Here is a 25603-nt window from a genome sequence, read left to right on the forward strand (position 1 = left end):
CTTTGACGGCTATCGTGGTAACGATCCGCCGACCCGGGTCGTGGCCGAGGGGGACCGACATGAGGATCGAGCCGACCGCCCCGTACCACTCCGCCCAGGACGCGCTGCGCGTGCTGGAGACCGTGGCCCGGCACCCCGCCGGCGCCACCGACACCGAGCTGGCCCGCCGCACCCGCCTCGGCCCCGACCGGCTCACCGCCCTGCTGCGCATGCTGCGCCGTGAGGGCTACGTCGAGCAGGTGGGCGACGGCGCGTACGTCACCGGCGACACCCTGCGCCGGCTCACCTCGGCGCACGACCGGGAACGGGCCCTGCGGGACAAGCTCCAGCACACCCTGGACCGGCTGCGCGACTCGGTGGGCGCGGCCGTCTACCTCAGCCGGTACCTCGACGGCGAGGTCCGGGTCACCCAGTACGCCGCCGGGCCGAGCACCCCGGCGGTCAACGAGTGGGTGGACTTCCGCTGCTCCGCCCACGCCACCGCCGTCGGCAAGAGCCTGCTGACCCAGCTGGACCACAACGCCCGCCGCGACCACCTCTCCCGGTACAGGATGGCCCGCCTGACCTCGCGGACCATCACCAGCGACAAGCTGCTGCTGTCCCGGCTGGAGTCCCAGCCGGCGACGGTGCCGGTGCTGGACCTCCAGGAGTACGCGGTCGGCACGGTCTGCGCGGCCGTACCGCTCACCGCGGGTTCCTCGGTGGGCTGCCTGGCCGTCTCGCTCCCGGTGGAGCACGCGCACCGGCTGAAGCGGGCGGCGGAGACCCTGAACCGGAGCGCGACCCCGGTGGTCCTCTCGCTGACGATCTAGATCTGGCGGTGGTCACGAGCACCCGCCGGGACCAGGTAGTATTTTCTTCGTCGCCGGCCACGGAGGTAGAAAACCGAGGCAGGCGAGAGTCATGCGCCGCTAGCTCAGTTGGTTAGAGCAGCTGACTCTTAATCAGCGGGTCCGGGGTTCGAGTCCCTGGCGGCGCACGATGACGATGGCGAGCCACGTCCGCAGAAATCGCGGACTGGCTCGCCATCTCTGTTATTGCGCGGCTTCGCCGCGCGTGTGGGGGCTCCGCCACCCACACCCCCTGCGGTCAGCCGTCGGTACGACTCCTCCCCCGGGGGCCGCCACCACACCGGGTCGGCGCAGGCGTACCCCTCCCGCCGCAGCCGGGACCGCTCGATCTTGTGGGTCGCGGTCACCGGCATCCGCTCCACCACCCGCACGAACCGGGGTGCCATCTTCGTCCCGAGGTCCGGCTGGTCCCGCAGGAACGCGGCGAAGGCCGCCGGGTCGAAGGTCCCGGCGATGGTCGCCATCACCTGGTCCCCGGTCACCGGGTCCGGCACGCCGTAGACGGCGACGGCGTCCGCGCCGGGGTAGCGGGCCACGATGTTCTCGATCATCGCGGCGGCGAGGTTCTCCCCGTCGACGCGGATCCGGTCGCCGGTCCGGCCCGCGAAGTACAGATGACCGCCGGTGTCCCGGTAGAAGAGGTCGCCGGTCCAGTACGCCCCGGCGCGGCGCCGCTCGGCCTCGGCGGCCGGGTTGCGCCAGTAGCCCTCGAAGGGGTTCGGGCCCCGGTTGACCAGCTCGCCGATCGCCTCCTCCGCGTTGAGCAGCCGCCCGGTGCCGTCGAAGACGGCCGGGGGGCACTCCCGCCCGGTGGCCGGGTCCAGCACCACCAGGCCGGGCCCGGCCGGACCCACCGCGCCCGGCGGGGTCCCGGGCGCCCACCGGATCGCCGCGCCGCCCTCCGAGGAGCCGTACCCCTCCACCAGCCGCACCCCGAAGCGCCGCTCGAAGGCCGCCGCGTCCACCGCGCCCGCCTCCGTCCCGAAGCCCAGGCGCAGCGGGTGGTCCCGGTCGTCGGGGCGGGGCCCGGTGGCGAGGAGGTACTGGATCGCCCGGCCGACGTAGGTGAAGTAGGTCGCGCGGTAGCGGCGTACGTCGGGCAGGAAACCGGAGGCCGAGAAGCGCCGGCGCAGGGCCACGCCGGCACCGGCGGCCAGCGCGGGCGCCCAGTCCGCGATCACGGCGTTGCCGTGGAACATCGGCATGCAGACGTAGTGCACGTCGTCCGCGCGGACCCCGAACTGCCGGACCAGGGCCCGCCCGGCCGCCGCCAGCCGGCCCTGGGAGCAGAGCGCGGCCTTGGGGACGCCGGTGGAGCCGGAGGTGAAGTACAGCAGCAGCCGGTCGGCCGGGGCGGCCCGGGACGGGTCGGGCACGGCGCCGGCGTAGGGCGCCAGCAGGGCGCCGTACTCCGGGGTGTCCGTGACGAGGAGCCGTACCCCGGGCAGGCCGAGCCCGGCCAGCAGCGGCAGGTGGGCCTCCTCGGTGACCAGGACCGGGCACTCGGTGTGCCGGATGTCCCGGGCCAGCTCCGGGCCGCGCCGGGTCGGGTTGATCCCGGCGACGGCCGCTCCGGCGAGGGCCGCGGCGCCGAGCCACAGCGGGAACTCCTCGGTGTTGTCGAGCAGCACCCCGACGTGCGGTACGGCACCGGGCGGGAGCAGGTCGGCCAGCAGCGCGGCGCGGGCGGCGGCTCCGGCGGCCGTCTCGTGGTGGGTCAGCACCCGGTCCTCGCACCACAGCCCCGGCCGGTGGTCGCCCCAGCGCGCCGCGACGAACGCGGCGACCGTCGTGGACTCCATGACCCGGCACGGTAACTGACCGCGCGTCAGATGGGGAGGGCTACGGCATCCCGCCCGACTCGGTGAACATCATGTGGGCCACGGCCATGAAGCCGACGCAGAAGGTGCATGCCACGCCGAGGAGAACCAGTCCGACGCCGGTGCGGGCGGCGAGCTTCCCGGGCGCCGGGGGGCGGGCGGTGGCCTGCTGGGGAAGCTCCGGGAGGTAGCGGACGGTCACGAAGTCGCCCTCCACGACGGTCGCGGGGCCGTCCTCCTCCTCGAAGCGGACCGTGCGGCCGTCGCGGGTGGTGAACTCGTAGACGTGGTGCAGGGTCGTGCGCACGGAGGTGTCCCCGGCACCCCCGCTGGTCGTCGTGTACATCCGCAGGCAGCGCGCCTCGGCGGTCAGGCCGTGCGCCCACGTCCTGCCGATCCGCCGGGCACGGCGGATCAGCAGGTACGCGGCGTACGCGAAGCCCGCGAGCATCACTGCGGGCACGGCGTAGAAGAGCAACTGGAACATGGGGTCCCCCGGGACAGGTCCGCCGCTCCTGGTCGAGCGGTGTGGCGGGAACCTACCCGGCCCGGGGGGCGCCCGGCCTCAAGGGAACCTCAGTTTCCGGGCTGGAGCCGAAGGGGGATCAGAAGGTGACGTCCGAGCAGGCGTAGAAGGCGTTGCCCGTGTCGGCGATCGTCCACACCGCGAGGATGACGTGGTGTCCGCTCAGGCCGGTCGGCAGGGTGCCGCTGTGGCTGAGGGTGGCCGGCGGGCGCCGGCCGTTGTACGGCACCGTCAGGAACGGGGTGAGGTTGAGGTCCGAGCGGGAGAGGTTGTGGTTCTGGTTCCAGCCCGGCTTGGTGACGTAGTAGCGGAAGTCGGTCGTGGCGTGCATGGCGGTGAACTGCCAGCGGAACGTGTACGACTGACCGCCGCTCACCTTGGTGGTGGGCCAGGCCGCGCCGGACGGCGTGCGCGGCGCGCTGAGCTGGGCGAACTGGCCCAGGCCCGCGTTGCACAGCTGGCCGTCGGCGGGGCCGCCGGCCGGGAAGCCCTTGGGACCCTCGACGCTCTGCGGCTCCCACTGGATCTCGCCGCAGCCCGTGACGGTGCCGTTCTGGCAGAGCTTCTGCCTGCTGATGGGGAGGTCGGTGTAGCCGTGCCCGCTGGCGCCGCCGGTGGAGAGCGCGAACGCTCCGGCGGTCACCGCGCCCAGCACGACCGCGGACAACTTGGTCTTGGTGCGCATACTGCCGCTCCTGGGGAACGTGGGGAGTTCGGTGAGCCGTGCAGAGTAGGTCTAGACCAAGTCTCAGATTATTGCTGACTGTTGAACATGTCCATACCAATCGCCGGGTGTCTCCGGACCCGCCCTACACGGGCTCCGAACGCCCCGAGCAGAACGCCACCGTCAGGTCGCGGACCAGCACCTTGCGCTCGTAGTCGTCCAGTTCGACCAGTCCGCGCACGGTCAGCCGGGTCACCGTGTCCTCCACCGAGTCCACCACCGAGCTGAGCATGCTGGCCCGCTGCCGGGCGTCCAGCGCGGCGATCCGGCGGCGGTGCATCGAGGCGGCCACCTCCGGGGCGTAGTCCACCCGCACCGGCTGCACGGAGAACACCTCGACACCGACCGGCGCGGTCTCCTGCGCCACCAGCCGGGTCAGCGCGTCCCCGGCCGCCGTCGTCCCGCCCCGCGCCCCGCCCGCGTGCTCCACCGGCACCCGGGCCAGCGCCGCCTCCACGCACTCGCGCAGGTACGTCTCGTGGTCGTCGATGCCGAGCAGGGCCCGCGCGGTGTCCCGCACCCGCCACACCACCAGCAGCACCACCCGCAGCGCCACCCCGTCGGGGTCCGTCGCCGGCATCGCCTCGCTGCGCCAGTGCCGCAGCCGCACGTCGACCCGGCGGCGCGGCACGAGCGGGTTCACCCACAGCAGCCCGGTGCGCCGGACCGTGCCCCGGTACCGCCCGAACAGCCCGAGCACCCAGGCCCCGCCGGTCCGGCCCCGGGCCAGCCCGCCGAAGCCCAGCACGCCGAGCATCCCGGCCCCGGCGTACGCGGCCCACTGCGCGGGACCGAGACCGGCGCCCGCGGCCGCCGGCAGCCGCAGCGCCTCGGCGGCGAGCGGCGGCAGCAGCCCCGCCCACCAGCTGGTGGCCAGACAGCCGGTGACCCCGCAGGCCCCGGCGAACACCCCGGCCGCGCCGGGCAGCACCCGCGCCGGCCGTTCCGCCAGCCCCGCGTCGACCTCCGGCAGCGGCCGCCGGCGCACCGGCACCGGGCGCCCCAGCCGGGGCTGTTCACCGGTGCCCTGCCGGCGGGCCACCACGGCGGGCCGGAGCGGCACCTCCACCGGGTCGGGATCGTCCCGGAAGAGCAGATGGACGGGGATCTCGGTGGTCGCCTCGTTGTGGATCAGACGGGCCGGCCGGACGCCGGGGCCGGTGCCCGCGCCGTCCGACTGCCCCTCGGACTCGGGCGGCGTGTGGGATGTGGTCGTACTCATGCGTGCTCCAGCCTCCGCGCCAGACGCGTCATGAACAGGGGGTGGGTGGGGAGCCGGCGCCCGGGCCGGTCAGGCGAACAGGCGGCGCCAGGTCTCCGGGCCCGGGTAGCCGTCGGCCGCGCCGCCCCGCCAGCCCTGGGCGCGCTGGAAGGCCTCGACGGCCCTGCGGTCCGAGTCGCCCCAGTGCGGGCCCGGACCGAGGGCGTAGAACCGGCCGAACCCCTTCTTCACCAGCTGGACGCCCAGGCGCGTGATGTGGTCGTTGGTCGCGCCCGGCCGGAAGTACTGCCGGCCGGGATAACCGGGCACCCCGTGCGAGGCGGGTGTGCCGGTGCCGGGTCCGACGTCCTTGCCCTGCCCCGTGCTCAGCAGCCGCCAGGTGCGCGGGCCGGGGATCCCGTCGGCGTCGGCGCCCGTCCAGCCCTGTGCCAGCTGGAACGCCCGGGTGGCACGCCGGTCGGCCTCGCCCCAGACCGGGCCCGGGCCCGTGCCGTAGTAGCCGCGCGCGCCCCTGGCGATCAGCATCTCGCCGAGCAGGGTGACGTAGGGGTTGTCGGCGCCGGGACCGAAGGAGGCCGCGCCCGGGTAGGCCGCCACCGCCTTCCCGCCGGCCGCCGGCCGGGCGGCGGCCGCGGCCTTGGTCACGCCCTTGTAGCGGTAGGGGACGTATTTGCCGGAGTTGCTCCAGTAGGCATACGGGGTGGCCTGTCGGCGGGTGTGCGGGGGCGTCTGTTCGTAGGCCGTGTAGTAGGTGTGCGTGTGGTCCGTCCAGCCGCCGAAGATCACGACGTGGGAGCCCTTCTCGGGGTTGTCGGGATTGTGGTACAGCAGGATGTCGCCGGGCTGCAGCTCCTCCTTGGTGATCTTCACCCCGAACCCGCCGAGGCTGCCGGTCCACTCGTTGTTCGGCAGGCCCCAGGCCATGGAGACGTAGCCGGAGCAGTCCTGCCGGTAACCGTCGGACCAGAAGGCGTACATGCTGTACGGCACCTGCGCGGCGACCCAGGTCTTGGCCCGGTTGATGATCTGGGTGCGGGTGGTGGCGGGGATCGGGACGGTGGCGGGTCCGCCGGGCCGGCCCGCCGGACCGTGCAGGGGTGCCCTGGCGCCCTGCGGGGTGTCGGGTTCGCCGTCGCCGGGCAGGGCCTGGCGGTGCGGGGAGTGGCCGGGGGCGAGGGCGGCGGCCGGGGGGACGGTGGCGAGGGCGGCGGACGCGGCGGCCACGACCACCACGCCGCGGGCGGCCGTCCGGCCTCGGCCGGGCAGCGGGCGGGGGGCGGACCGCCGTCCGTGGACACAGCCTGGGCAGTCGCAGTCGCTCGCCGGGTCGACGTCCTCGAACACGGGAGCGGTCATGCGATCTGCCTCACATTCGGGGGGGTTTTGTCCGCGAGTGTGCACGTTGATCAGTTTCCCAACTGTGCACAGAACGCGCATTTTGACGGTCCGAATGATGTACGCCGCCCTCCGCACCCCTTCCCCGCCGCCTCCCGGTGGTCGGGAGCACCCTCCGGGGTCGGGTAGAGTTTTCCCCGTCAGCAGGCGCCGCTAGCTCAGTTGGTTAGAGCAGCTGACTCTTAATCAGCGGGTCCGGGGTTCGAGTCCCTGGCGGCGCACCGACCGGAAGGCCCCTCGCGAAAGCGGGGGGCCTTTCGCATGCCCCCCGCTCTATCCCTTCCGCCCGAATGGCCGGATACCCTCTCGCCATGGCAGCCCGGGACCTTCAGGAGCGGATCAAGAAGCTGATCGTGGACCAGCGGCTGCCCTCGGGCGCCCCGCTGCCCACCGAACCGGAGCTGATGAGGCTCCTGGGGGCGAGCCGGAACTCGGTGCGGGAGGCCCTGAAGGCGCTCCAGGCGATGGGCATCGTGGAGATCCGGCACGGGTTCGGGACGTACGTGGGCTCGATGTCGTTCGCGCCGATGATCGAGGGGCTCTGCTTCCGGACCGTCGCCGGCCACTACCGCGGCGAGGACTCCCTGCTCCAGTTGCTGGAGCTGCGCGAGGCCGTCGAGACCGGGCTGGTGTCGCGGCTGGCCGGGCGGCTGCCGGAGGCGGACCTGGTGGAGCTGGAGGCGCTCGTGGAGCGCATGGAGCGGGAGGCCGCCGAGGGCACCGTGCTCGCCGGCACCGACCGCGCCTTTCACGCCACCCTCTACCGGGGGCTGGACAACGTGCTGCTCGGCGAGGTGCTGGAGGCGTTCTGGGAGGCCTTCCACCGGGTGCGGCGGGACCTGGTGGAGGTGGCGCAGGATCCGCGGGTCACCTGCCGCCAGCACCGGGAGATCCTGGACGCGGTGCGCTCCGGTGACTCCCTGCGCGCCGAGCGGGCCATACGGGACCACTTCGGCAACCTGCGCAGCCGGCTGTCCCCGGCGGCCGTGCCCCAGCGGTGAGCCTCCGCCCGCCTCACCGGGACGCTCAGCCGCGCGTCCCGGTGAGGTAGGCGGAGACCACGACGTTCGCCGTGTAGCTGCGGCCGGCGCGGTCGAAGGAGCCGCCGCAGGTGATCAGGCGCAGCTCGGCGCGGCCGGGTCGGCGGGGGCCGTAGGCCTGCCGGGCGTCGAAGCCGTCGCGGGGCAGCAGACGGACGTCGTCGACGGTGAACTCGGCGACCTTCCCGTCCGCGCGGAAGACCCGGACCGTCTCTCCCGGCTCGAGCGTGCCGAGCCGGTGGAAGACGGCGGGCCGGGTCTCGGTGTCGAGGTGTCCCACCAGCAGGGCCGGACCGACGGCGCCCGGTGCGGGGCCGGCGCCGTACCAGCCGACCACGCCCGGCTGGTCGTAGGGCGGCGGGTCGACCGCGCCGCGGGCGTCCAGACCGCGGGTCACCACCGGGACCTGGACACCCAGCCGGGGGATGTCGACGCGCTGGGGCACCGATCCTGCCAGGGGTTTCGCCGGGCTCGGCAGCCACAGGGGGCCGACGTCCCGGCCGACGGTGAGGACGCCGGTGGTGGCCGGGCCGCCCGGGCCCTCCGGTGTGCCGGTCACCGCGCGCCCCCACAGCCACAGCCCGCACAGCAGCAGCGTCCAGGTCAGGACGGCGAGCAGCCGTCCGGTGCCGGTGGTGCGCCCCTCGTCGGACATGGCGGGTTCAGCGGGGGTCGCGGCTCCGGCGGGCGCGCAGCCCGACGGCGACCGCGGCGATCCCGGCGAGTGCGAGGCCGGTCACCGCCTGCCCGGTGTCGGGGCCGGAGCCGCTGGTGGTGGCCACGGTGGCGAAGTGTGCGGTGCCGCCGCCGCCCGCGGTGACCGGGGCGACGGGCGAGGCGACCGCGGCGGCCGCGGCCGGTGGCTCCATGGGCTCTGCCGGGCGGCCGGCGCCGCCCGCCTCCGTGACGGTGATGCTGCCGGTGCGCACGGAACCGGCGCAGCTGATCTTCACCGGGTAGGCGCCGGGCGCGAGGGCGGAGCGGACCCGGGTCTCACCGGTGAGGCTGCCCTGGGCGCCGGTCAGCTGGGCGTCGGCGACGAAGGCGGCCGAGGCGGCGGTGCCCTGCTCGCCGGCGCAGCCGCTGATCCGCAGGGTGATGTCGTCGCCCGGCGCCGGGGTGGCGGGGGTCACGGTGACGGCGCCGCCGTCCGCCGCGTGGGCGGCCGGTGCGACCGCTACGCCGGCGGTGCTGACGGCGAGCAGTCCGGTACAGAGAGTGAGGCGTAGTGAGCCCATCGTGAACCTCCAGTTATCTGGAGGCTCCCCCGCCCCAGGCGCCTCCGCATCCTCGGGAGGCGCCTTGTTGCTCCGAACGGGTGATGCCGGGTTTCGCCGGGACTTCCTGCTCAGACCAGGTCGACCAGGTCCGCGATGGAGTCGACCACCTGGGAGGGGCGGAAGGGGTAGCGGTCGACGTCGTTCGGCTGGGTCACGCCGCTGAGCACCAGGAAGGTGCGCATCCCGGCCTCCAGGCCCGCGAGGACGTCGGTGTCCATGCGGTCGCCGATCATCGCCGAGGTCTCGGAGTGGGCGCCGATCGCATTCAGCCCGGCCCGCATCATCAGGGGGTTGGGCTTGCCGACGAAGTACGGCTTCCTGCCGGTCGCGGCGGTGATCAGGGCGGCGACCGAACCGGTGGCGGGCAGGTCGCCCTCGGTGGACGGACCGACGTTGTCGGGGTTGGTGGCGATGAACCGGGCACCGTTGTTGATGAGCCGGACGGCCTTGGTCAGGGCCTCGAAGGAGTAGGTGCGGGTCTCGCCGAGGATCACGAAGTCGGGGTCGTGGTCGGTGAGGATGTAGCCGATGTCGTGCAGCGCGGTGGTCAGGCCCGCCTCGCCGATGACGTAGGCGGTGCCGCCGGGACGCTGGTCGTCCAGGAACTGGGCGGTGGCCAGCGCCGAGGTCCAGATGTTCTCCACCGGCACGTCCAGACCCATCCGGCGCAGCCGGGCGTGCAGGTCACGGGCGGTGTAGATGGAGTTGTTGGTGAGGACCAGGAAGGGCCGGCCGGACTCGCGCAGCTTCTTCAGGAAGGCCTCGGCGCCGGGGATCGGCACGCCTTCGTGGATCAGGACGCCGTCCATGTCGGTGAGCCACGACTCGATGGGCTTGCGGTCTGCCATGCTGTGCGTCTCCTGGCGTACGTACGGACGTGAAGCGGGGGCGCCGGAACCACGGCGTACCGACGCCCCCAGCCTAGTCAGCACCGGCCGTTCCCGACCCCGTCGATCACCCGTCATCGCCGGTCAGCCGCCGGTGAGGGCCTTTTTGGTCCTCGACGTACGACGTGAGGTTCTCCGCGATGCCGTCCCGGTCGGGCTCGAAGACCCCGACGCCGTCCCTCACACGGTGACGGCCACCGCATTCGCGCCGCTCACCGCTCACCGCTCTGCGGCGGGCCGGGCGAGCAGGGCGGGCAGTTCGGCGACGGAGTCCAGTACGTGGGTGGCGCCGGCGGCGGTGAACTCCGCGTCGCCGTGGGCGCCGGTGCGCACCCCGGCGACCAGGCCCGCTCCGGCGCGTACGCCGCTGAGCACGTCGTACGAGGTGTCGCCGACGACGGCGACCTGCCGTACGTCCCGCGCGGCCTTCGTCCGGACGAACGCCTCCAGCACCATGTCCGGGTACGGCCGCCCGCGCCCGCCGGCGTCGGCCGGGCACAGGGTGAGCGGGACGAGGTGCCGCCAGCCGAGGGCGTCCAGGATCGCGTCCTGGGTGACACGGGCGAAACCGGTGGTCAGGACGACGGTACGGCCGCTGCCGGCCAGTTCCTCGACTGCCTCGCGGGCGCCGGGGACGGGGGCGACCAGGCCGGCGCCGACCAGGTCGCCGTAAGCCTTCTCGAAGGCGGTGTTGGCGCGCCGGGCGCGGTCCTCGTCGCCGAACAGGTGCCGGAAGACGGAGATCTTGGACTCGCCCATGGTGGCGCGGACGTAGGCCAGGTGCTCGGCGTGCTCGGCGGAGCCGGGCTCGACGCCCAGCCCGGTGGCCGCCGCCTCGAAGGCCCGCTCGACCAGACCGCCGTCGGCGACGGTCGTACCGGCCATGTCGAGGACGACGAGCCGGATGTCCTCGGGGTCCGTCCGGGTGTCCGGGGTCTTCATCGGAGGGGTCGGGGTGTCCGTCGGAGTGCTCGGAGGGTTCGGAGTGTTCGGAGGGTTCGAAGTGTCCGTCGGAGTGTTCGGAGGGTTCGGGGTGTTCGGATGGTTCGGGGTGTTCATCGGGTGGCTCACCAGCCCAGTTCGTTCGCGGTGGTCTCGGCTATCGCGGGGGCGCAGGTCATGCCGCGCCCGCCGGGCCCGGTGACCAGCCACACCCCCTCGCGCACCCGCTGCCGGTGCACCACCCGGCCGGGCTCGGTGCACTGCGCGTACACCCCGGCCCAGCGGTGCCGGACGCGGGGCAGCGGCCGGCCGAGGAGGGACTCCACGACACCGGTGAGGTGCTCGTACGGCTCCTCGACGGTGTCGAAGGCGAAGGGGTGCTCGTACTCGTGGGTGTCGCCGATGGTCAGGCCGCCGTCGGCACGCTGGACCATGAGCAGCTGCATCCGGTGCGCGGCGGCGGTGTCCGCCTGCGGCTGCCGGGCGTTGAGGTCGTCCAGCGCCGGGGAGGCGTAGGCCGGGTAGTAGCGGAAGCTGTCGGCGTCGGCGACCGAGGTGGTCAGCGGCTCGCCGAGCGGGTCGGTCTGCATCATCTGGAGCCGGACGCGGCGCACGGGGAGGTCCGGGCCCGCCAGTTCGCGCACGAGCCCGCCGAGCCAGGCGCCGGTGCACAGCACGACGGCGTCGGCGTGGTGCACGTCGCCGTGGTCGTCGCGGACGGTCCCGGCGCCGGTCACCTCGCGCACCTCCCGGCCCGGCAGGAACGTGTAGTGCGGGGACTTCAGCAGCTCCTCGCGCAGCGCGAGCTGGGCGGTGCGGGGCTCCACGGCCGCGTCCCGCTCGCAGTACAGGGCGGCGGTGAAATCGCCGCGCAGGGCGGGGTTGAGGGCGCGGGTCTCGCCCGGGGTGAGCAGCTTGTAGCCGCGGGCGGCGGCGTCCGCGCGGGCCACGGCCGCTTCGGCGACGGCGACTTCGAGCGGCCCGCGGACGGGGGTGAGGGACCCGTTGGCCCGGAAGCCGAGCCCCGGTACCCGTCCGCCGATCTCCTCCCACAGTTCCCGCGCCCGCAGCGCGGTCTCCAGCTCTTCCCCGCCGGCGCGCCCGCTGACCCAGATCTGCCCGAAGTTGCGCAGCGAGGCGCCGCGCGCCTCGGTCTCGCGCTCGATCTGGACGACCTGGTGGCCGCGCTCCACTGCCTGCCAGGCGTGCATGGTGCCCACCACGCCGGCTCCGACGACTGTCACTTTCACGGAGGCAACGCTCCTCGCGATTCGGGGACCGGAGGCATCCGGCTGACAACGAGCGTGAACGAGGTATCCCCGTTTGGACTAGACCCGTTATCTTTTCGTTGCTTTCCACGGGGGGGTATAAGTGGACGATTTGGGTGACTGTCCAGGCTTTTCAGCCCCGGAGGCGGGTGGTGAAGGAGAAGCGGTCACCGCGGTAGAGCGAGCGCACCCGCTCCAGCGGACCGCCCTCCGTGTCCCGGGAGATCCGGTGGATCAGCAGCATCGGGAGGGCGGGCGGGGTGCCGATGAGCAGGGCCTCGCGGGGGGTGGCCAGCACGGTCTCGATCCGCTCGTCGGCGTCGCCGAAGGCGAGGCCCTGGGCGGCGAGGTAGCCGTAGAAGGAGGAGTCCGGATCGAAGTCGGAGTCCAGCCGGGGCACCCGCGCCACGGCGACGTAGGTGCTCTCCAGGCCGACCCGCTCCTCGTCGGCGAGCAGCACCCGCTCCAGGTGCCACACCGGCTCCCCCCGGGTGAGGCCGGTCTCGGCCGCGAGCGGCTCCGGGCACGGGAACCGGTCGAGGGTGACGAGGGTACGGCCGGGCTGCCGGCCCTGCCGGCGCACGCCCTCGGTGTAGCTGGCGAGGGACAGCGGCTGGGCCAGCTTGGGCCCGGCGACGACGGTCCCCCGGCCGCGCCGCCGCAGCCGGCCCTCCAGCACCAGCTCCCGTACGGCCTGGCGCACGGTCTCCCGGGCGACGTCGTACCGCTCGGCGAGGTCCCGCTCCGTGGGGATGACGCCGCCCTCCCCGAGCTCCTCCAGCAGCGCGGCGATCCGCGCCTTCACCGCGTAGTACTTGGGGATGCGCCCGTGCTCGGGGATACCGGAGCGGACGGGGGCGCCGGGGGCCTGGTCGTTGGGGTAGTCCACGGGGGGATCGTCGCAGACCGGGGGTGGCGGGCGGGGTGCCGGGCCTGTCCGGGTGGGGGACTTGTGGGTGGGGACTTGTGGGTGGGGGTGGCCGGGGCCGGTGGTTGGGGTGGCCGCCGGTTTGGGGGCGGCGGGTGGGGGCCGGTGATGGAGGGCCGGTGGGCGGGGGTGGCCGCCGGTTCCGGAGCTGCGCAGGTTCGGGTGCGCGCTTCGAGGCCCGGCGGTTGAGGGGCCGCCGGTTCCGGGCGAGCTGTGCGAGGGCGGCGGTTGGGAGGTGCCGCCGGTTTCGGGCGGGCCGCTCGGGGCGGCGGGGGCCGGCGGGGTGGGTCCGGCGGCTCGGGGCTGCCGGTTCGCGCCCGCCGGTTCGGTGGTCAGCGGCGGTTGCGGGCGAGGAGGCAGGCGCCGACGCCTACGCAGCCGAGGGCGGCGAGGGCCGCGAGGAGGCCGTGGGCGAGGGCGCCGGGCCCGCCGGAGCCGGTGCGGGCCAGCTCGCGCGCCTCCCGGGCGAGGGTCAGGGAGGTGTCCGGGTCGTTCGGGTCGTGGGAGCCGTCCGGGTCATCCGGGTCGTCCGGGTCGTAGGGGTTGTCCGGATCGTCGAGGTCGTCCGTGCCCTGCGAGACGTCCGTGACGGAGGTGCCGTCGGTCCCGGCGGTGCCCTCCGTTCCGGCGGTGTCCGCCGTGCCCTCCGTGCCGACCGTGCCGGAGTCGGTGGTCGGCACGCTGCTGGGCGAGGTGGCCGGCGGGTCCCCGGTCTCCTGGGCGTCCTCGTCCTCCTGCGCCGCTTCCTGCGTGTCCTCCTCGCCCTCCTCGCCGATCGAGAAGCGGTACGCGTTGGACTCGCCGACCCAGTCCCCGTCCGCGCCCCGCCGCTGCACGACGGCCGCGTTGGCGGTGACCTGGTCGGCTGCGGCGTCGGCGGAGAGCGCCAGCCGGACGCGGACGCTCACCGTCCGTCCGGGCGGCACGGTGAACCCGCCGAAACCGGCGCCGTCCAGCACGCCGACCAGCTCCTGCTCGTCGGTGCTCTCGAAGGCCACCGGCCGGTTCCGGGCGCCGTCGTAGAAGTCCAGGTGGGGCTGGTCCGGCCGTAGCGCGCGTTTGTCGTCGACGAGCACCACGACCGGGTGGACGGCGGCGCAGGTCCGGCGGGTGGTGTTGGTGAGGTCGATGTACCAGGTGCCGTATCCGCCGCCGGCCTCGTAGGAGCCGGGGCCGCCGTGGATCCGGGTGGCCAGCGGGAAGGCCCGCGCGTCACCGCCGACGCAGGAGGGGGGTGGCGTCGTGGCGGCGAAGGCGGGGAGGGCCGACGGGGGGACGACGACGGTCGCGGCGGCGAAGGCTGCGGTGACGGCCGCGGTGCGGCGGGGGGACAGGGACGTGCGCGGTCGCATGAACACATAACCATGCCGGTCGGCGTGGACGAGGGGCGACGCCGCTCCGGGGGTGGGGGCGAAGTCCCCTCGATCAGCGGAACGGTCGGGATCGATGGCGGCCGACAGCACCGCAGGGGTGCAGGCCGGTGGGTCGCTGCGGGCTCACCGTGGCCGGCCGCGCGGTTCCGCGCCCCTCGGGAGTCGCGGCCCCGTCGGCTTCGACGGTGCCGCCCGCCGCTGCGCAGTTGTTCCGCCGAACCCGGGCAGCCGTGGGCAGTCGTGCCGCTGGGCGGCTGGGGCGCCCGGCGAGCGCGGGCAGACCGGACCCACCCCCGCCCGGCCGCAGCGCAGGTCGCCGACCAAGCCCCGTCAGGCGCCCCCGCCCCAACGAGCCCCGTCACACAGCCCCGCCCCGACAAGCCCCCTCACGCGTCCCCCCGCCCGAACAGCGGCGCCAGCAGCAGCTGTGCGGCCCCCTCGGCCACCACCCGCTCCCCCCGCGGAGCGACCCGTACCGGCACCGCGCCCCCACGCGTCCCCTCCCGCCGCGCCCGCGCCCCCAGCACGTCCGCCACTCCCCGCAGGTACGCCTCGGGCGCCCCGGCCACGGTCCGCCCTCCGAGCAGCACCACGTCGATGTCCAGCAGCCCGACCAGGTTCCCGGCCGCGACCCCCAGCACCCGTGCCGCCTCGGTCACGTCCCCCCGCGCCACCGCCCCGAGGCAGAGCACTTCCACGCACCCCCGGTTCCCGCACTCGCACAGCGGTCCGTCCAGCTGGACCACCTGGTGCCCGAACTCCCCCGCCCCGGTCCGCGCCCCCCGGTGCACACTCCCGCCGATCACCAGTCCGGCCCCTAGCCCGGTACCGAGGTGGAGGTAGGCGAAGGACCGGCCCGCGCCGCCCGTCTCCCCGCAGACCGCAAGTCCGAGCGCCGCCGCGTTGGTGTCCTTGTCCACCACCACCGGCACCCCCAGCCGTTCCGCGAGCGCGTCCCGCAGCGGAAAGCCGTCCCACTCGGGGAACCCGGTGACCCGGTGCAGCACCCCCCGCGCGTGGTCCAACGGCCCGGGCAGCGCGACCCCCACCCCCACCAGCGAGGCGACCCCGCCGAGCCCCACACCGGCGACAGGGCCCTCCCCTCCGGCAGCCGGGGAACCGTCGCCCAGGGGACCGCCGTCCTCGGCCGAGCCCGCGACCACTCCCCGTACCGCCGCGGACACCGCCTCCAGCACGGCCTCCGCCCCGGCCCCCAGGTCCAGTTCCGCACACCGCTCCGCCACCACGGCCCCGTCCAGGTCCACGAGGACCACCCGCAGCTCGTCGCGGTCCAGATGCACCCCGACCGCGTGCCCCGCCTCCGGCACCAGCCGGAGCACGGTCCGCGGCTTGCCCCCGGTCGACGCCCGCCGTCCGGCGTCCGCGGCGAGCCCCTGCTCCCGCAGTCGTGCCGTGATCTTGCTGACGGCCTGGGGAGTCAGCCCGGTGCCCTCGGCGAGTTCGAGCCGGCTGATGCCCTCGGCCCCGGCGTCCCGCAGCAGCCCCAGCACCAGCGCGGTGTTGTGGCTGCGCAGCACTCCGAGGTTCGCCCCCGCGGACGCCCCGCTTCTCGGTCCCGGCCCCGTAGTCGCCGCGTTCACCCTCTTCACAGCCCCCATTCTCCCCACCGCTTGCACTTTCGCAACAGCGTTGCCAAAGTGGGAGTCATGACTGGTACCCCCCTCCGCGTCGGCCTGATCGGTTACGGCCTCGCCGGCTCCGTCTTCCACGCCCCGCTGATCGCCGCCACCGAGGGCCTCGCCCTGGACACCGTGGTCACCTCGAACCCGGAGCGGCAGCAGCAGGCCCGCGCCGAGTTCCCGGACGTGACGCTCGCCGCCACCGCCGAGGAGCTGTTCGACCGCGCGGACGCGCTGGACCTGGTCGTCGTCGCCTCCCCGAACAAGACGCACGTCCCGCTGGCCACGGCCGCCCTCAAGGCCGGCCTGCCGGTGGTCGTGGACAAGCCGGTCGCCGGCACCGCGGCCGAGGCCCGCACGCTCGCCGCCCTCGCCGAGGAGCGCGGCCTGCTCCTCTCGGTCTTCCAGAACCGCCGCTGGGACAACGACTTCCTGACCCTCCGCCGGCTCCTCGCGGACGGCGAGCTCGGCGACGCCTGGCGCTTCGAGTCCCGCTTCGAGCGCTGGCGCCCCCGGCCCAAGGGCGGCTGGCGGGAGTCCGGCGACCCGACAGAGATCGGAGGTCTGCTCTACGACCTTGGCAGTCACGTCGTCGACCAGGCCCTGGTCCTCTTCGGGCCGGCCACCGAGGTCTACGCCGAGTCGGACATCCGCCGCCCCGGCGCCGAGGCCGACGACGACACCTTCATCGCGCTCACCCACGCGAGCGGCGTCCGCTCCCACCTCCACGTCTCGGCGACCGCCGCCCAGCTCGGCCCCCGCTTCCGGGTGCTGGGCTCCCGCGCGGGCTACGTCAAGTACGGCCTGGATCCCCAGGAAGCGGCCCTGCGCGAGGGCGGCCGCCCCGGCTCCGTCGCCGACTGGGGCGCGGAGGAGGAGTCCCTGTGGGGCCGTATCGGCTCCGGCGAGTCCCCGCTGACCGGCGGCGGCACCCCGGTGCCGACCGTTCCCGGTGACTACCCGGCCTACTACGCGGCCGTCGCCGACGCCCTGCGCGGCACCGGCCCCAACCCGGTGACCGCCCTGGAGGCGGCCGCCGCGCTCGACGTACTGGAAGCGGCCCGCAGGTCCGCCCGCGACAAGGTGACGGTGACCCTCTGATGCCCCAGGCCACGCCCCGGACCACGTCCGAACCGGTCCCGTCCGTCGAGGAGCTGGAGGCGCAGCAACGCCGTCTGGTCTTCGAGCGGTTCACCCACGAGGACGCCTGGGCTCTCGGCTCCCTCCTGGTGGAGCTGGCCCGGGAGCGCCAGGCGCCGGTCGCCGTCGACATCCACCGCGCCGGCCAGCAGCTCTTCCACGCCGCCCTGCCGGGCTCCACCCCGGACAACGACGCCTGGATCGCCCGCAAGCGCCGGGTGGTGGAGCGCTACGGCGCGCCCTCCTACCTGGTCGGAGCCCGCTTCCGCGCCAAGGGCACGACCTTCGAGGACTCCTCCCGTCTCGACCCGGACACCTACGCGGCCCACGGCGGTTCCTTCCCGATCACGGTCGAGGGCGCGGGTGTGATCGGCGCGGTGACGGTCTCCGGTCTGCCTCAACTGCAGGACCACCGGTTCGTGGTGGAGGCGCTGGAGGTGTTCCTGAACCGTCCGGCCGGCTGAGCGAGCGGCGGGAATCAGCCGGGAGGTGGGCCGGTTGGCTGTGGCTGAGGGCGTGATGATCACGCACCCGTCCACCGGAGGGATCACCGCTATGACCGCTTCGCTGAAGGAGACCGTCGGCCGCTACGGCATCTGGAGCCACGAGCTGCGCTCGGACGACCCGGCCCGGCGCGGTGAACTCACCGAGGCCACCGCCGAGCTGGAGGAACTCGGGTTCGGCGCTGTGTGGTTGGGCGGCAACAGCACCGCGGACCACGCGGCTCCGCTCATCGGCGCGACACGGAGCATCGTCGTCGGCACCAGCATCCAGAGCATCTGGCAGCAGGACGCCACCACCACGGCGGCCGGTTTCCTCGACGTGGAGACGGCCCACCCCGGCCGCTTCGCGCTGGGCCTCGGTGTGAGCCACGGCCCGCTGGTGCAGGGTTACCGGCGCCCGTACACGGCGATGGCCGGCTACCTCGACGAACTGGACAAGGCGGGCGTCCCCGCCGGCCGCCGCGTACTCGCCGCGCTGGGCCCCAGGATGCTGGGCCTGGCCGGCGACCGCGCGGCCGGCGCGATCCCCTACCTGGTCACGCCCGAGCACACCGCCCGGGCCCGCGAGACCCTCGGCGAACAGCCGCTGCTGGCCCCCGAGTTCAAGGTGATCCTGGAGACCGACCCGGCCCGCGCCCGGGAGACGGCCCGCGCCTACCTGGCCCTCTACCTGCAATTCCCCAACTACACCGACAACTTCCTCCGCCTCGGCTTCACCGAGACCGACCTCGCCGACGGCGGCAGCGACCAGCTCATCGACGCGGTCTTCGCCTGGGGCGACGAGACCCGGATCCGCGAGCGCGTCACCGCCTTCCAGGAGGCGGGCGCCGACCACGTGGCCCTCCAGGTCGTGACGGCGGCCACGGACGGCACCCTCCCGAAGGAGGAGTGGCGTCGCCTGGCTGCCCTGCTGGCGTGAGCGAACCGGCCTGAGCGGCAGGGGGAACCGCGCGGGCGACCGCACCGCACGCGCGGCCCCCGCACGCGCGCAGCCCCCCCTTCAGGCGCTCTTGAGTTCCTGCCGCTGACGACCGAGTCCCGTGATCTCCAGCTCCACCACGTCCCCGCCCCGCAGATACGGCTTCGGCTCGGGCCGCCCCATGGCCACCCCCGCCGGCGTCCCCGTGTTGACGACGTCCCCGGGGTACAGCGTCATGAACCGGCTGAGGTACCGCACGACCTCCCCCACGGGGAAGATCTGCTCGGCCGTGGTGCCGTCCTGCTTCAGCTCCCCGTTCACCCACAGCTTCAGCGGCAGCCGCTGCGGATCCGGTACCTCGTCGGCCGTCACCAGCCACGGGCCCAGCGGGTTGAACGTCTCGCAGTTCTTGCCCTTGTCCCACGTCCCGCCGCGCTCGATCTGGAACTCCCGCTCGGAGACGTCGTGCGCCACCGCGTACCCGGCGACGTGCGCGAGGCCCTCCTCGGCGGAGTCCAGGTAGCGGGCCGTACGGCCGATGACGACCGCGAGTTCGACCTCCCAGTCGGTCTTGGCCGAACCGCGCGGCACCAGCACGGTGTCGTTCGGCCCGACGACCGTGTCCGGCGCCTTGAGGAAGACCACCGGCTCGGGCGGCGGCTCGACGCCCGTCTCGCGGGCGTGGTCGTGGTAGTTGAGCCCGATGCACACGACCTTGCCGATACGGCCGAGCGGGGGGCCGATCCGGAGGCCGGCCGCGTCCAGCGCGGGCAGCTCACCGCTCTCGGCCGCCGCCCGTACCCGGTCCAGCGCGGTGTCGTCGGCGAGGAGCGCACCGTCGATGTCGGCCACGAGGCCCGACAGGTCCCTGAGGGTTCCCCCGGCGTCGAGCAGCGCGGGGCGTTCCGCCCCTGCCGTACCGACTCGCAGCAGCTTCATGGTCACAATCTCCCTCGATCGCGGGCGCCCGACCGATGGGTGCAGCCATCGGAGGACTGGCCGATCCTCCAAGCCCGCCGTCCAGTCCGCAAGACCCTGTTCACGTACTGGACCGTAACCGGACGGCCGTCACCGCTCAGCGGGACAGCAGGGCCTGTTCCGCCGAACTCCAGGCCGTGCTGGTGACGACGTACAGCGCGGCGGCGAGCGGGACCACCGCCACGGTGACGAGGGTGAAGAAGGACAGGAACGGCGTGAACCGGGTGACCGCGGCCAGGGCGGCCAGCTCTCCCGCGGGGCCGGCGGGGGCCGGCTGCGCGGCCGTCAGGCGCCGGGCGCGCCGGTAGTTGACGGTGGCGACGGCCGCCACGACGGCGAAGAGGGCGAGGTAGACCAGTCCGGCCGGGCCGAACGGTCCGCCGTCCGTCAGGGCGTCGGCCCAGCGCCCGCCGAGCGGGGCCGTGAGCAGCTGGTGGCCGAGCAGGCCGTTGCCCTCGTCGCCGATCGTGGAGCTGGAGAAGAGGTGGTAGAGCAGGAAGAACGCGGGCAGCTGGAGCAGGCTCGGCAGGCAGCCGGAGAGCGGCGAGACCTTCTCCCGGGTGTGCAGTTCCAGCACCGCCTGCTGGAGCCGCTGCGGGTCCTCGGCGTGCTCGCGGCGCAGTTCGGCGATTCTCGGCCGGAGCGCGGCCTGGGCCTTGCGGCCGCGGGCGGCGGCCCGGGACAGCGGGTGGACGAGGAGCCGTACCAGCGCGGTGAACAGGACGATCGCGGCGGCTGCCGCGGAGGCGTGGAAGAGCGGGGTCAGCAGGTCGGCCAGCTGCTCGACCAGACGGGCGAAAACGGACATGGGTGAGCCCTCCGGGGGTCTCGTCGTGCCGAAGTGAGCGGAAGACGGCATGACGACCCGCGCGGGGTCACGCGCTGAGAAAGTGTGCGGACGTGCCCTACGCGGCGGTCGCCGGAGCGGCGAGCCCGGGTGCTCGGGGCCGCCGCCGGCCGGGCGCGTCGGGATCGCGCTGGGGCAGGAAGGCCGTACGGCGGGCCCGGTCGCGTATCGCCGTGCGGACGCGGGTCGGCGGTACGGCGGGCACACCGCGCGCGGACAGCAGGGCGCAGGCGGTGAGGCCGGCGGCCACGGTGGCGGTCGCGGCGAGGGCGACGGCGGTGCCGAGGCCGCCGGTGCCGAGGAGCGCGGCCTGGAGCAGCAGCAGCTGCGCCAGGAGCAGCAGGGAGGCGAGGGCGCGCACGGCGCCGGAACGGCCGGCCATCACCACTCCCCCCGCTCGCTTCTCATGTCCGACGGTCAGTGTGCCAGGTGCTCCGGATCGGTCTCCAGGGGCTCCAGCAGCCGCTTGGGCCGCAGCAGCGCCCTGCTGACCGGATCCGCCGGGTCCGGGTCGAGTTCCGGCCCCGGCACCATGACAACGTCCCCGGCCGTCACCAGAGTTCCGCAGGCCGCACATTTTCCGTACGGCTCGACCTCCCCGCCGCAGTCCGCGTGCCGGAAGGAGCGCAGCCGGCTCGCGTCGACGTGTTCGCGCCCCCAGTGGCCGAGGGCGCGCAGCACGGGCCAGAGGGCGGCGCCGCGCTCGGTGACGACGTACTCGTCCCGGGGCGGGGACTGCTGGTACCGGCGCTTTTCGAGGATGCCCTCCTCGGTGAGCGTCCGGAGCCGGGCCGAGAGGACGGCGCGCGGGATGCCGAGGTGGACGAGGAAGTCGTTGTAGCGCCGGACGCCGTAGATCGCGTCGCGGACGACGAGCAGCGTCCACCGCTCGCCGACGACCTCCAGCGCGCGGGCGATGGAGCACTCCTGCGTCACGTAGTCCTTGCCCAGTGCCATGACGTCCACTGTAACCACTGGGCGCGCTTGGGTTCACTGAACGAACCTTCGGTGTTACGGTGGCGGGAGACGCGTCAGTTCAATGACCGAACCCTATATCGGATGCGATGAACACGACGAACGCGACAGGACAGGACGGCCCATGCCCCGGCTCCACTCCACCGCCGCCTCGGCGGCCACAGGCACCGCCGCTCCCGCGGACACCGCCGTACGCCCCCGCGCCACCCTCGCCCTGACCAGCGCGGCCACCGCCGTCGCCCTGATGACGTACACGGCCCCGATGGTCACGCTGCCGGACACCGCGAGGGCCCTGCACACCCCGCTCTCCGCCCAGGCCTGGCTGCTGAACGGCGCGCCCCTCGGTCTCGCCGCCCTCCTCCTGGTGGCCGGCAGCCTCGCCGACGACCACGGCCGGCGGCGGACCTTCCTCGCCGGCACCCTGGGCCTCGGCCTCACCACCACCCTCGGGGCCCTCACCACGTCGACCTGGCAGTTCACCCTGGCCCGCATCGCCCAGGGCGCGGCCAGCGCGGCCCTGCTGGCCAGCGCCCTCGGGCTGATCGTGCACGCCTTCCCCAGTCCGCGCGGCCGGCTGCACGCCACCGGGGTGTGGGGCGCCTTCGTCAGCGGCGGCATCGCCGTCGGCCCGCTGCTCGCGGGCGCGCTGCCGAACTGGCGGGCCGGCTACGTCGTCCTCGGCGGGGCCGCCCTCGCCGTGGCCGCTCTCGGCACCCGGACGCCGGCCGAGTCGCGCGCCCCGCGCGGCGGCCGGCCGGACGCGCTCGGCGCGCTCACCTTCGGCCTGGCCCTGGTGGCCCTGGTCGCGGCCCTCACCCTGGGCCGGGACGGCTGGCTGCGCGCCCCGGTCGGCCTGCTGTTCGCGGCTGCCGTCGTCCTGGTCGCCGCCTTCGTCGCGGTGGAGCGCCGGACCGGCACTCCGATGATCGACCTGGGGCTGCTGCGCCACCCCCGCTTCCTGGCCTCGTCGGCGGGCGGTCTGTTCACCGGCCTCGCCGTGATCGGCCTGTTCAGCTTCCTGCCGACGCTGCTCCAGCAGACGCTCGGCCTCTCCGCGCTCGCCACGGCCTGGCTGTTCCTGCTCTGGTCCGGGCTGAGTTTCGCCGTCGCCCTCCAGGTCAAACACCTGGCCGGGCGGATCGCCCCGCGCACCCAGCTCGCCGTCGGCTTCGCCCTGCACACGGTCGCCGTGGTGACGATGCTCGGCTCCCTCGGCTCCGGATCCTGGCCCCGCCTGCTGCCCGGCCTGATCCTCGGCGGCCTCGGCAGCGGCCTGCTCAACGGCGCGCTGCCGCTGCTCGCCGTGGAGTCGGTGCCACCGGGGCGGGCCGCGATGGGCTCCGGCGCCCAGCAGACCTTCCGCTACGTCGGCTCCTGCGCCGGCGTGGCCCTGACCATCGCCGTCGCCACCTCGGCCGGCAGCCTCACCCGGGGCGCGGACATGGCGCTGCTGGTGTCGGCGGGGCTGGCGGTGGCGGGCGCGGTGAGCGTGCTGGCGTCGCGGGAGCGGGCGTGACGGGGGATTCCGCGGTGAACGGGGGATTCCGCGGTGAAGGGGGCTGCCTGGGCACCGGGCCTGGCCCACCTGGGGCCGCCGCGCCGGGATCACGGTAGGGCCACCGGGGCCGCCGCGCCGGGATCACGCGGGGCCACTGGGCCGGGACCACGGTGGGTCCACCGGGCCGGGATCACGTGGGCCCGCCGGGGCCACCGGGCCGGAACCGCGGGGGTTCACCGAGTCCTGCTCACGTGGGGCCACCGGGCCGGAACCGCGCGGGTCCGCCGGGCCTTGCTCACCTGGGCCGCGCGGACACCAGCTTCGCCCACACCACCAGCCGGTACCGGGAGGTGAACTCCGGGGTGCAGGTGGTCAGGGTGAGGTAGGAGCCCGGGTCGTCGTACCCGTACCGGGGCCTGCCGAGCGAGCGCGGCACGGGCCGCAGGACCCCCGAGTCCCGGGCCGAGGTGCGCGGCAGGACCTGGTCGACGTCGTACGTGTACGTCGCGGAGCGCGTCTCCACCTCGATCGCGTCCCCGCGCCGCAGCCGGGGCAGGTGACGGAAGGGCTCGCCGTGCGTGTTCCGGTGCCCGGCGAGCGCGAAGTTCCCGGGCCGGCCCGGCTGCTGGGTGCCGCGGTAGTGGCCGACGTACCCCTTGTTCAGCACCTCCGTCCTGCTCACGCCCTCGGCGACGGGGACGCGCAGGTGCAGCCGGGGGATGGTGAGCACGGCGTACGCCCGGGAGCGTCCGGGCCGATCCGCCGGGGTGTACGGGCGCCGGGGCGCGGGGGCGGGCGTGCCCCCGGAGGCAGCGGGGGCGGCCGGCGCCCCGGCCGGCGCCGTGACGGTGCCCGCCGGGGCGGAGTCACCGGGGAAGACCCCGTCCAGGCCGGTCGTCGTACCGGTGCCGCCTCCGCTCCCCCACTCCCGCTCCAGCGCCGCCACCGTGTGCTCGGCCCCGCGCCGGGCCTCCCGGTCGGTCCACCACACCTGGTGCACGACCAGCAGCAGGAGCACCAGCCCGGCCGTCACGAGCACCTCGCCACCGGCCCACAGCACCCGTCTGCGCCGGGCGCTCCTGCGCCGATCGCTGTGCCGTACGACCCGTACGCCCGCCGCAGCCCGCATCCGCGCCCACCTCCACCCGGAGCCGCCCGCACGATAGGCGCGACACCCTCAACTGGCCATACAGAAAAGGACGGATCCCTTTCTCAACGGGTTGGAAAAAGGGGTTCGAAAAAGAAGGGACCCACCCCTCGACAACGCCGTACGGCGCCCCCGATGCTTCCTGTTGGCATGCCGGGGGGCACGAGTCGGCACCGCGCCAGGAGCGCTGTGCCCGAGCCGCACGGAGAGGCAGCGAACCACCCATGATCCGACGCAGAACACTGCTGGCCGCCGCGGGCGGCGGCCTCCTCGGCACCGCGGCGGCCACGGGCACCGCCCGTGCGGACGCGACGATCGCCGTCAACCCGGCCGCCACCTACGGCACGTGGGAGGGCTGGGGCACCTCCCTGGCCTGGTGGGCGAACGTCTTCGGCGCGCGGGACGACTTCGCCGACCTCTTCTTCACGACCGGGAACACGACGTACGACGGCACCTCGCTGCCCGGCCTCGGCCTGAACATCGCCCGCTACAACCTGGGCGCGTGCAGCTGGAACAGCGTGGGCGGCGCGTCGATGGCCGTCTCCCCCCACATCCCCTCCTTCAAGCAGATCGAGGGCTACTGGCAGGACTGGACGAACGAGGACCCGGCCTCCCCGGCCTGGAAGTGGACGGCGGACGCGACCCAGCGGGCCATGCTCGTCAAGGCCACCCAGCGCGGCGCCGTCTCGGAACTGTTCGCCAACTCCCCGATGTGGTGGATGTGTGCCAACCACAACCCCTCCGGCGCTGCCGACGGCGGCGACAACCTCCAGTCCTGGAACCACCGCCAACACGCCTCCCACCTCGCCGCCGTGGCCCTGTACGCCAAACAGCACTGGGGCGTGACCTTCGCGACGGTCGAGGCCTTCAACGAGCCGTCCTCGTCGTGGTGGACGGCCACCGGCACCCAGGAGGGCTGCCACATCGACGCGGGCACCCAGGCGGCCGTACTGCCCTACCTGCGCGCCGAGCTGGACGAGCGGGGCCTGACCGGCACCCGCATCTCCGCTTCGGACGAGACGAGTTACGACCTCGCCCGCACCACCTGGAACTCCTTCTCCGCCACCACCAGGAGCTACGTCGACCGCGTCAACGTGCACGGCTACCAGGGCTCCGGCGGCCGTCGCGACCTGCTCTACACGGACGTGGTGACCACGGCCGGCACATCCCTGTGGAACTCGGAGACCGGCGACGGCGACGCCACCGGCCTGACGACGGCGAGCAACCTCCTCTACGACTTCCGCTGGCTGCACCCCACCGCCTGGGTGTACTGGCAGGTGATGGACCCGAGCGCGGGCTGGGCGACGATCGCCTACGACCCGGACACGCTCCAGCCGGGCGCGGTCCAGACGAAGTACTACGTCCTGGCCCAATTCACCCGCCACATCCGCCCCGGCATGACGATCCTGGACACCGGCGTGAGCCACGCGGCGGCGGCCCTGGACCGCGCGGCGAAACGCCTGGTGATCGTCGCCGCGAACACCACCTCCACCGCACAGACCCTGACCTTCGACCTGTCCCGCTTCTCCGCCGTGACCGGCGGCCCGGCCGGCCTGGTCCCCCGCTGGAACACGGTCACGACGGGCGGCGACCGCTACACGGCCCACTCGGACACCCGCCTGAGCGGGAAGTCGCTGTCCGTGCCGTTCGCGGCCAAGTCGGTGCAGACGCTCCAGGTGGACGGCGTGACGGTGTGACGC

24 protein-coding genes, 2 tRNA genes and 1 pseudogene are annotated in these 25603 nt (G+C 74.3%); 9 read left to right on the forward strand and 18 right to left on the reverse strand.

The annotated features are described in order from the left end of the window. Window positions 1-59 precede the first annotated feature (59 nt). Both ACZ7N4_RS05210 and ACZ7N4_RS05215 read left to right on the forward strand, forming a co-directional pair. Window positions 60-812, forward strand: coding sequence for an IclR family transcriptional regulator (locus ACZ7N4_RS05210; RefSeq protein ID WP_471353943.1), 753 nt, complete (start codon window positions 60-62; stop codon window positions 810-812). Window positions 813-905: 93 nt separating this feature from the next. Then, window positions 906-979 (forward strand) — tRNA-Lys (locus ACZ7N4_RS05215). On the opposite strand, the pseudogene ACZ7N4_RS05220 reads toward ACZ7N4_RS05215, so the two are convergent. From ACZ7N4_RS05220 to ACZ7N4_RS05240, 5 genes and pseudogenes are all read right to left on the reverse strand, one after another. Continuing rightward, a pseudogene (locus tag ACZ7N4_RS05220) lies at window positions 945-2653 on the reverse strand (AMP-binding protein). The gene ACZ7N4_RS05215 and the pseudogene ACZ7N4_RS05220 overlap by 35 nt on opposite strands. Window positions 2654-2693: 40 nt before the next feature. After that, complete coding sequence (locus tag ACZ7N4_RS05225) at window positions 2694-3158, reverse strand: DUF3592 domain-containing protein (protein ID WP_471353946.1); 465 nt, start codon at window positions 3156-3158, stop codon at window positions 2694-2696. 118 nt (window positions 3159-3276) lie between these two features. Further along, window positions 3277-3882 (reverse strand): lytic polysaccharide monooxygenase auxiliary activity family 9 protein, encoded by a 606-nt coding sequence (locus ACZ7N4_RS05230; protein ID WP_471353948.1) that lies wholly within the window; start codon window positions 3880-3882, stop codon window positions 3277-3279. A gap of 124 nt (window positions 3883-4006) precedes the next feature. Beyond that, window positions 4007-5143, reverse strand: coding sequence for an SPFH domain-containing protein (locus ACZ7N4_RS05235; RefSeq protein WP_471353950.1), 1137 nt, complete (start codon window positions 5141-5143; stop codon window positions 4007-4009). 69 nt (window positions 5144-5212) lie between these two features. Further along, window positions 5213-6499, reverse strand: a complete 1287-nt coding sequence (locus tag ACZ7N4_RS05240; protein ID WP_471353952.1) for a peptidoglycan-binding protein — start codon at window positions 6497-6499, stop codon at window positions 5213-5215. A 186-nt stretch (window positions 6500-6685) separates the two neighbouring features. Between ACZ7N4_RS05240 and ACZ7N4_RS05245 the strand changes: the two genes are divergently transcribed. Together ACZ7N4_RS05245 and ACZ7N4_RS05250 are read left to right on the forward strand one after the other, a co-directional pair. Then, window positions 6686-6759 (forward strand) — tRNA-Lys (locus ACZ7N4_RS05245). 90 nt (window positions 6760-6849) lie between these two features. Beyond that, complete coding sequence (locus ACZ7N4_RS05250; protein WP_471353954.1) at window positions 6850-7539, forward strand: FadR/GntR family transcriptional regulator; 690 nt, start codon at window positions 6850-6852, stop codon at window positions 7537-7539. A 25-nt stretch (window positions 7540-7564) separates the two neighbouring features. Here ACZ7N4_RS05250 and ACZ7N4_RS05255 read toward each other — a convergent pair whose 3' ends face one another. From ACZ7N4_RS05255 to ACZ7N4_RS05290, 8 genes are all read right to left on the reverse strand, one after another. Then, window positions 7565-8233: a class F sortase gene (locus ACZ7N4_RS05255; protein ID WP_471353956.1), complete on the reverse strand. Its 669-nt coding sequence runs from the start codon at window positions 8231-8233 to the stop codon at window positions 7565-7567. 7 nt (window positions 8234-8240) lie between these two features. Further along, window positions 8241-8816: a hypothetical protein gene (locus tag ACZ7N4_RS05260; protein ID WP_471353958.1), complete on the reverse strand. Its 576-nt coding sequence runs from the start codon at window positions 8814-8816 to the stop codon at window positions 8241-8243. Between the two features lie 110 nt (window positions 8817-8926). Next, window positions 8927-9706 (reverse strand): HAD-IIA family hydrolase, encoded by a 780-nt coding sequence (locus ACZ7N4_RS05265; protein WP_471353960.1) that lies wholly within the window; start codon window positions 9704-9706, stop codon window positions 8927-8929. Between the two features lie 258 nt (window positions 9707-9964). Continuing rightward, window positions 9965-10687: a phosphonatase-like hydrolase gene (locus ACZ7N4_RS05270; RefSeq protein ID WP_471353963.1), complete on the reverse strand. Its 723-nt coding sequence runs from the start codon at window positions 10685-10687 to the stop codon at window positions 9965-9967. 125 nt (window positions 10688-10812) lie between these two features. Beyond that, window positions 10813-11937 (reverse strand): TIGR03364 family FAD-dependent oxidoreductase, encoded by a 1125-nt coding sequence (locus ACZ7N4_RS05275; protein WP_471353965.1) that lies wholly within the window; start codon window positions 11935-11937, stop codon window positions 10813-10815. 151 nt (window positions 11938-12088) lie between these two features. Beyond that, window positions 12089-12844 carry a GntR family transcriptional regulator gene (locus tag ACZ7N4_RS05280; protein WP_471353967.1) on the reverse strand — a complete coding sequence of 252 codons (756 nt, stop codon included), beginning with the start codon at window positions 12842-12844 and terminating at the stop codon, window positions 12089-12091. 371 nt (window positions 12845-13215) lie between these two features. Continuing rightward, a complete protein-coding gene (locus ACZ7N4_RS05285; RefSeq protein ID WP_471353970.1) occupies window positions 13216-14235 on the reverse strand; it encodes a hypothetical protein in 1020 nt (339 codons plus the stop codon). A gap of 407 nt (window positions 14236-14642) precedes the next feature. Then, window positions 14643-15875, reverse strand: coding sequence for an ROK family transcriptional regulator (locus ACZ7N4_RS05290; protein WP_471353973.1), 1233 nt, complete (start codon window positions 15873-15875; stop codon window positions 14643-14645). Window positions 15876-15923: 48 nt separating this feature from the next. Here ACZ7N4_RS05290 and ACZ7N4_RS05295 point away from each other — a divergent pair, with 48 nt between their 5' ends. The 3 genes from ACZ7N4_RS05295 to ACZ7N4_RS05305 all read left to right on the forward strand — a co-directional run bounded on the left by ACZ7N4_RS05295 (window position 15924) and on the right by ACZ7N4_RS05305 (window position 18458). Further along, window positions 15924-16997 (forward strand): Gfo/Idh/MocA family protein, encoded by a 1074-nt coding sequence (locus ACZ7N4_RS05295; RefSeq protein ID WP_471353975.1) that lies wholly within the window; start codon window positions 15924-15926, stop codon window positions 16995-16997. Further along, the gene (locus ACZ7N4_RS05300) at window positions 16997-17500 is read left to right on the forward strand and encodes a heme-degrading domain-containing protein (protein ID WP_471353978.1); all 504 of its coding nucleotides are present in this window, start codon (window positions 16997-16999) and stop codon (window positions 17498-17500) included. Before ACZ7N4_RS05295 ends, ACZ7N4_RS05300 begins: the two co-directional genes overlap by 1 nt. 91 nt (window positions 17501-17591) lie before the next feature. Beyond that, window positions 17592-18458 (forward strand): LLM class F420-dependent oxidoreductase, encoded by an 867-nt coding sequence (locus ACZ7N4_RS05305; RefSeq protein ID WP_471353980.1) that lies wholly within the window; start codon window positions 17592-17594, stop codon window positions 18456-18458. Window positions 18459-18539: 81 nt separating this feature from the next. Here ACZ7N4_RS05305 and ACZ7N4_RS05310 read toward each other — a convergent pair whose 3' ends face one another. From ACZ7N4_RS05310 to ACZ7N4_RS05325, 4 genes are all read right to left on the reverse strand, one after another. Continuing rightward, entirely contained in the window at window positions 18540-19397 is an 858-nt protein-coding gene (locus ACZ7N4_RS05310) for a fumarylacetoacetate hydrolase family protein (RefSeq protein ID WP_471353982.1), read from the reverse strand. A 136-nt stretch (window positions 19398-19533) separates the two neighbouring features. Continuing rightward, a complete protein-coding gene (locus ACZ7N4_RS05315; protein ID WP_471353984.1) occupies window positions 19534-20244 on the reverse strand; it encodes a YidC/Oxa1 family membrane protein insertase in 711 nt (236 codons plus the stop codon). A gap of 97 nt (window positions 20245-20341) precedes the next feature. Then, window positions 20342-20665 carry a DUF6412 domain-containing protein gene (locus ACZ7N4_RS05320; protein ID WP_471353986.1) on the reverse strand — a complete coding sequence of 108 codons (324 nt, stop codon included), beginning with the start codon at window positions 20663-20665 and terminating at the stop codon, window positions 20342-20344. Between the two features lie 35 nt (window positions 20666-20700). After that, window positions 20701-21240: a winged helix-turn-helix transcriptional regulator gene (locus ACZ7N4_RS05325; protein WP_471353988.1), complete on the reverse strand. Its 540-nt coding sequence runs from the start codon at window positions 21238-21240 to the stop codon at window positions 20701-20703. A gap of 142 nt (window positions 21241-21382) precedes the next feature. Between ACZ7N4_RS05325 and ACZ7N4_RS05330 the strand changes: the two genes are divergently transcribed. Beyond that, on the forward strand, window positions 21383-22774 hold the full coding sequence (locus tag ACZ7N4_RS05330) for an MFS transporter (RefSeq protein WP_471353990.1): 1392 nt from the start codon (window positions 21383-21385) through the stop codon (window positions 22772-22774). A 277-nt stretch (window positions 22775-23051) separates the two neighbouring features. Here the strand turns inward: ACZ7N4_RS05330 and ACZ7N4_RS05335 are convergent, their stop codons facing one another. Then, window positions 23052-23885, reverse strand: coding sequence for a class E sortase (locus ACZ7N4_RS05335; protein ID WP_471353992.1), 834 nt, complete (start codon window positions 23883-23885; stop codon window positions 23052-23054). A gap of 242 nt (window positions 23886-24127) precedes the next feature. On the opposite strand from ACZ7N4_RS05335, the gene ACZ7N4_RS05340 reads away from it, so the two are divergent. Next, entirely contained in the window at window positions 24128-25600 is a 1473-nt protein-coding gene (locus ACZ7N4_RS05340; protein WP_471353995.1) for a glycoside hydrolase, read from the forward strand. Window positions 25601-25603: the final 3 nt, after the last annotated feature.

Source organism: Streptomyces sp. NPDC107654 (assembly GCF_055639035.1).

Coding starts and splice junctions, on each gene's coding strand:
- ACZ7N4_RS05210 (WP_471353943.1), top strand. CDS start 60: ATGAGGATCGAGCCGACCGCCCCGTACCACTCCGCCCAGGACGCGCTG.
- ACZ7N4_RS05225 (WP_471353946.1), bottom strand. CDS start 3,158: ATGTTCCAGTTGCTCTTCTACGCCGTGCCCGCAGTGATGCTCGCGGGC.
- ACZ7N4_RS05230 (WP_471353948.1), bottom strand. CDS start 3,882: ATGCGCACCAAGACCAAGTTGTCCGCGGTCGTGCTGGGCGCGGTGACC.
- ACZ7N4_RS05235 (WP_471353950.1), bottom strand. CDS start 5,143: ATGAGTACGACCACATCCCACACGCCGCCCGAGTCCGAGGGGCAGTCG.
- ACZ7N4_RS05240 (WP_471353952.1), bottom strand. CDS start 6,499: ATGACCGCTCCCGTGTTCGAGGACGTCGACCCGGCGAGCGACTGCGAC.
- ACZ7N4_RS05250 (WP_471353954.1), top strand. CDS start 6,850: ATGGCAGCCCGGGACCTTCAGGAGCGGATCAAGAAGCTGATCGTGGAC.
- ACZ7N4_RS05255 (WP_471353956.1), bottom strand. CDS start 8,233: ATGTCCGACGAGGGGCGCACCACCGGCACCGGACGGCTGCTCGCCGTC.
- ACZ7N4_RS05260 (WP_471353958.1), bottom strand. CDS start 8,816: ATGGGCTCACTACGCCTCACTCTCTGTACCGGACTGCTCGCCGTCAGC.
- ACZ7N4_RS05265 (WP_471353960.1), bottom strand. CDS start 9,706: ATGGCAGACCGCAAGCCCATCGAGTCGTGGCTCACCGACATGGACGGC.
- ACZ7N4_RS05270 (WP_471353963.1), bottom strand. CDS start 10,687: ATGAAGACCCCGGACACCCGGACGGACCCCGAGGACATCCGGCTCGTC.
- ACZ7N4_RS05285 (WP_471353970.1), bottom strand. CDS start 14,235: ATGCGACCGCGCACGTCCCTGTCCCCCCGCCGCACCGCGGCCGTCACC.
- ACZ7N4_RS05290 (WP_471353973.1), bottom strand. CDS start 15,875: ATGGGGGCTGTGAAGAGGGTGAACGCGGCGACTACGGGGCCGGGACCG.
- ACZ7N4_RS05295 (WP_471353975.1), top strand. CDS start 15,924: ATGACTGGTACCCCCCTCCGCGTCGGCCTGATCGGTTACGGCCTCGCC.
- ACZ7N4_RS05300 (WP_471353978.1), top strand. CDS start 16,997: ATGCCCCAGGCCACGCCCCGGACCACGTCCGAACCGGTCCCGTCCGTC.
- ACZ7N4_RS05305 (WP_471353980.1), top strand. CDS start 17,592: ATGACCGCTTCGCTGAAGGAGACCGTCGGCCGCTACGGCATCTGGAGC.
- ACZ7N4_RS05310 (WP_471353982.1), bottom strand. CDS start 19,397: ATGAAGCTGCTGCGAGTCGGTACGGCAGGGGCGGAACGCCCCGCGCTG.
- ACZ7N4_RS05315 (WP_471353984.1), bottom strand. CDS start 20,244: ATGTCCGTTTTCGCCCGTCTGGTCGAGCAGCTGGCCGACCTGCTGACC.
- ACZ7N4_RS05320 (WP_471353986.1), bottom strand. CDS start 20,665: ATGGCCGGCCGTTCCGGCGCCGTGCGCGCCCTCGCCTCCCTGCTGCTC.
- ACZ7N4_RS05325 (WP_471353988.1), bottom strand. CDS start 21,240: ATGGCACTGGGCAAGGACTACGTGACGCAGGAGTGCTCCATCGCCCGC.
- ACZ7N4_RS05330 (WP_471353990.1), top strand. CDS start 21,383: ATGCCCCGGCTCCACTCCACCGCCGCCTCGGCGGCCACAGGCACCGCC.
- ACZ7N4_RS05335 (WP_471353992.1), bottom strand. CDS start 23,885: ATGCGGGCTGCGGCGGGCGTACGGGTCGTACGGCACAGCGATCGGCGC.
- ACZ7N4_RS05340 (WP_471353995.1), top strand. CDS start 24,128: ATGATCCGACGCAGAACACTGCTGGCCGCCGCGGGCGGCGGCCTCCTC.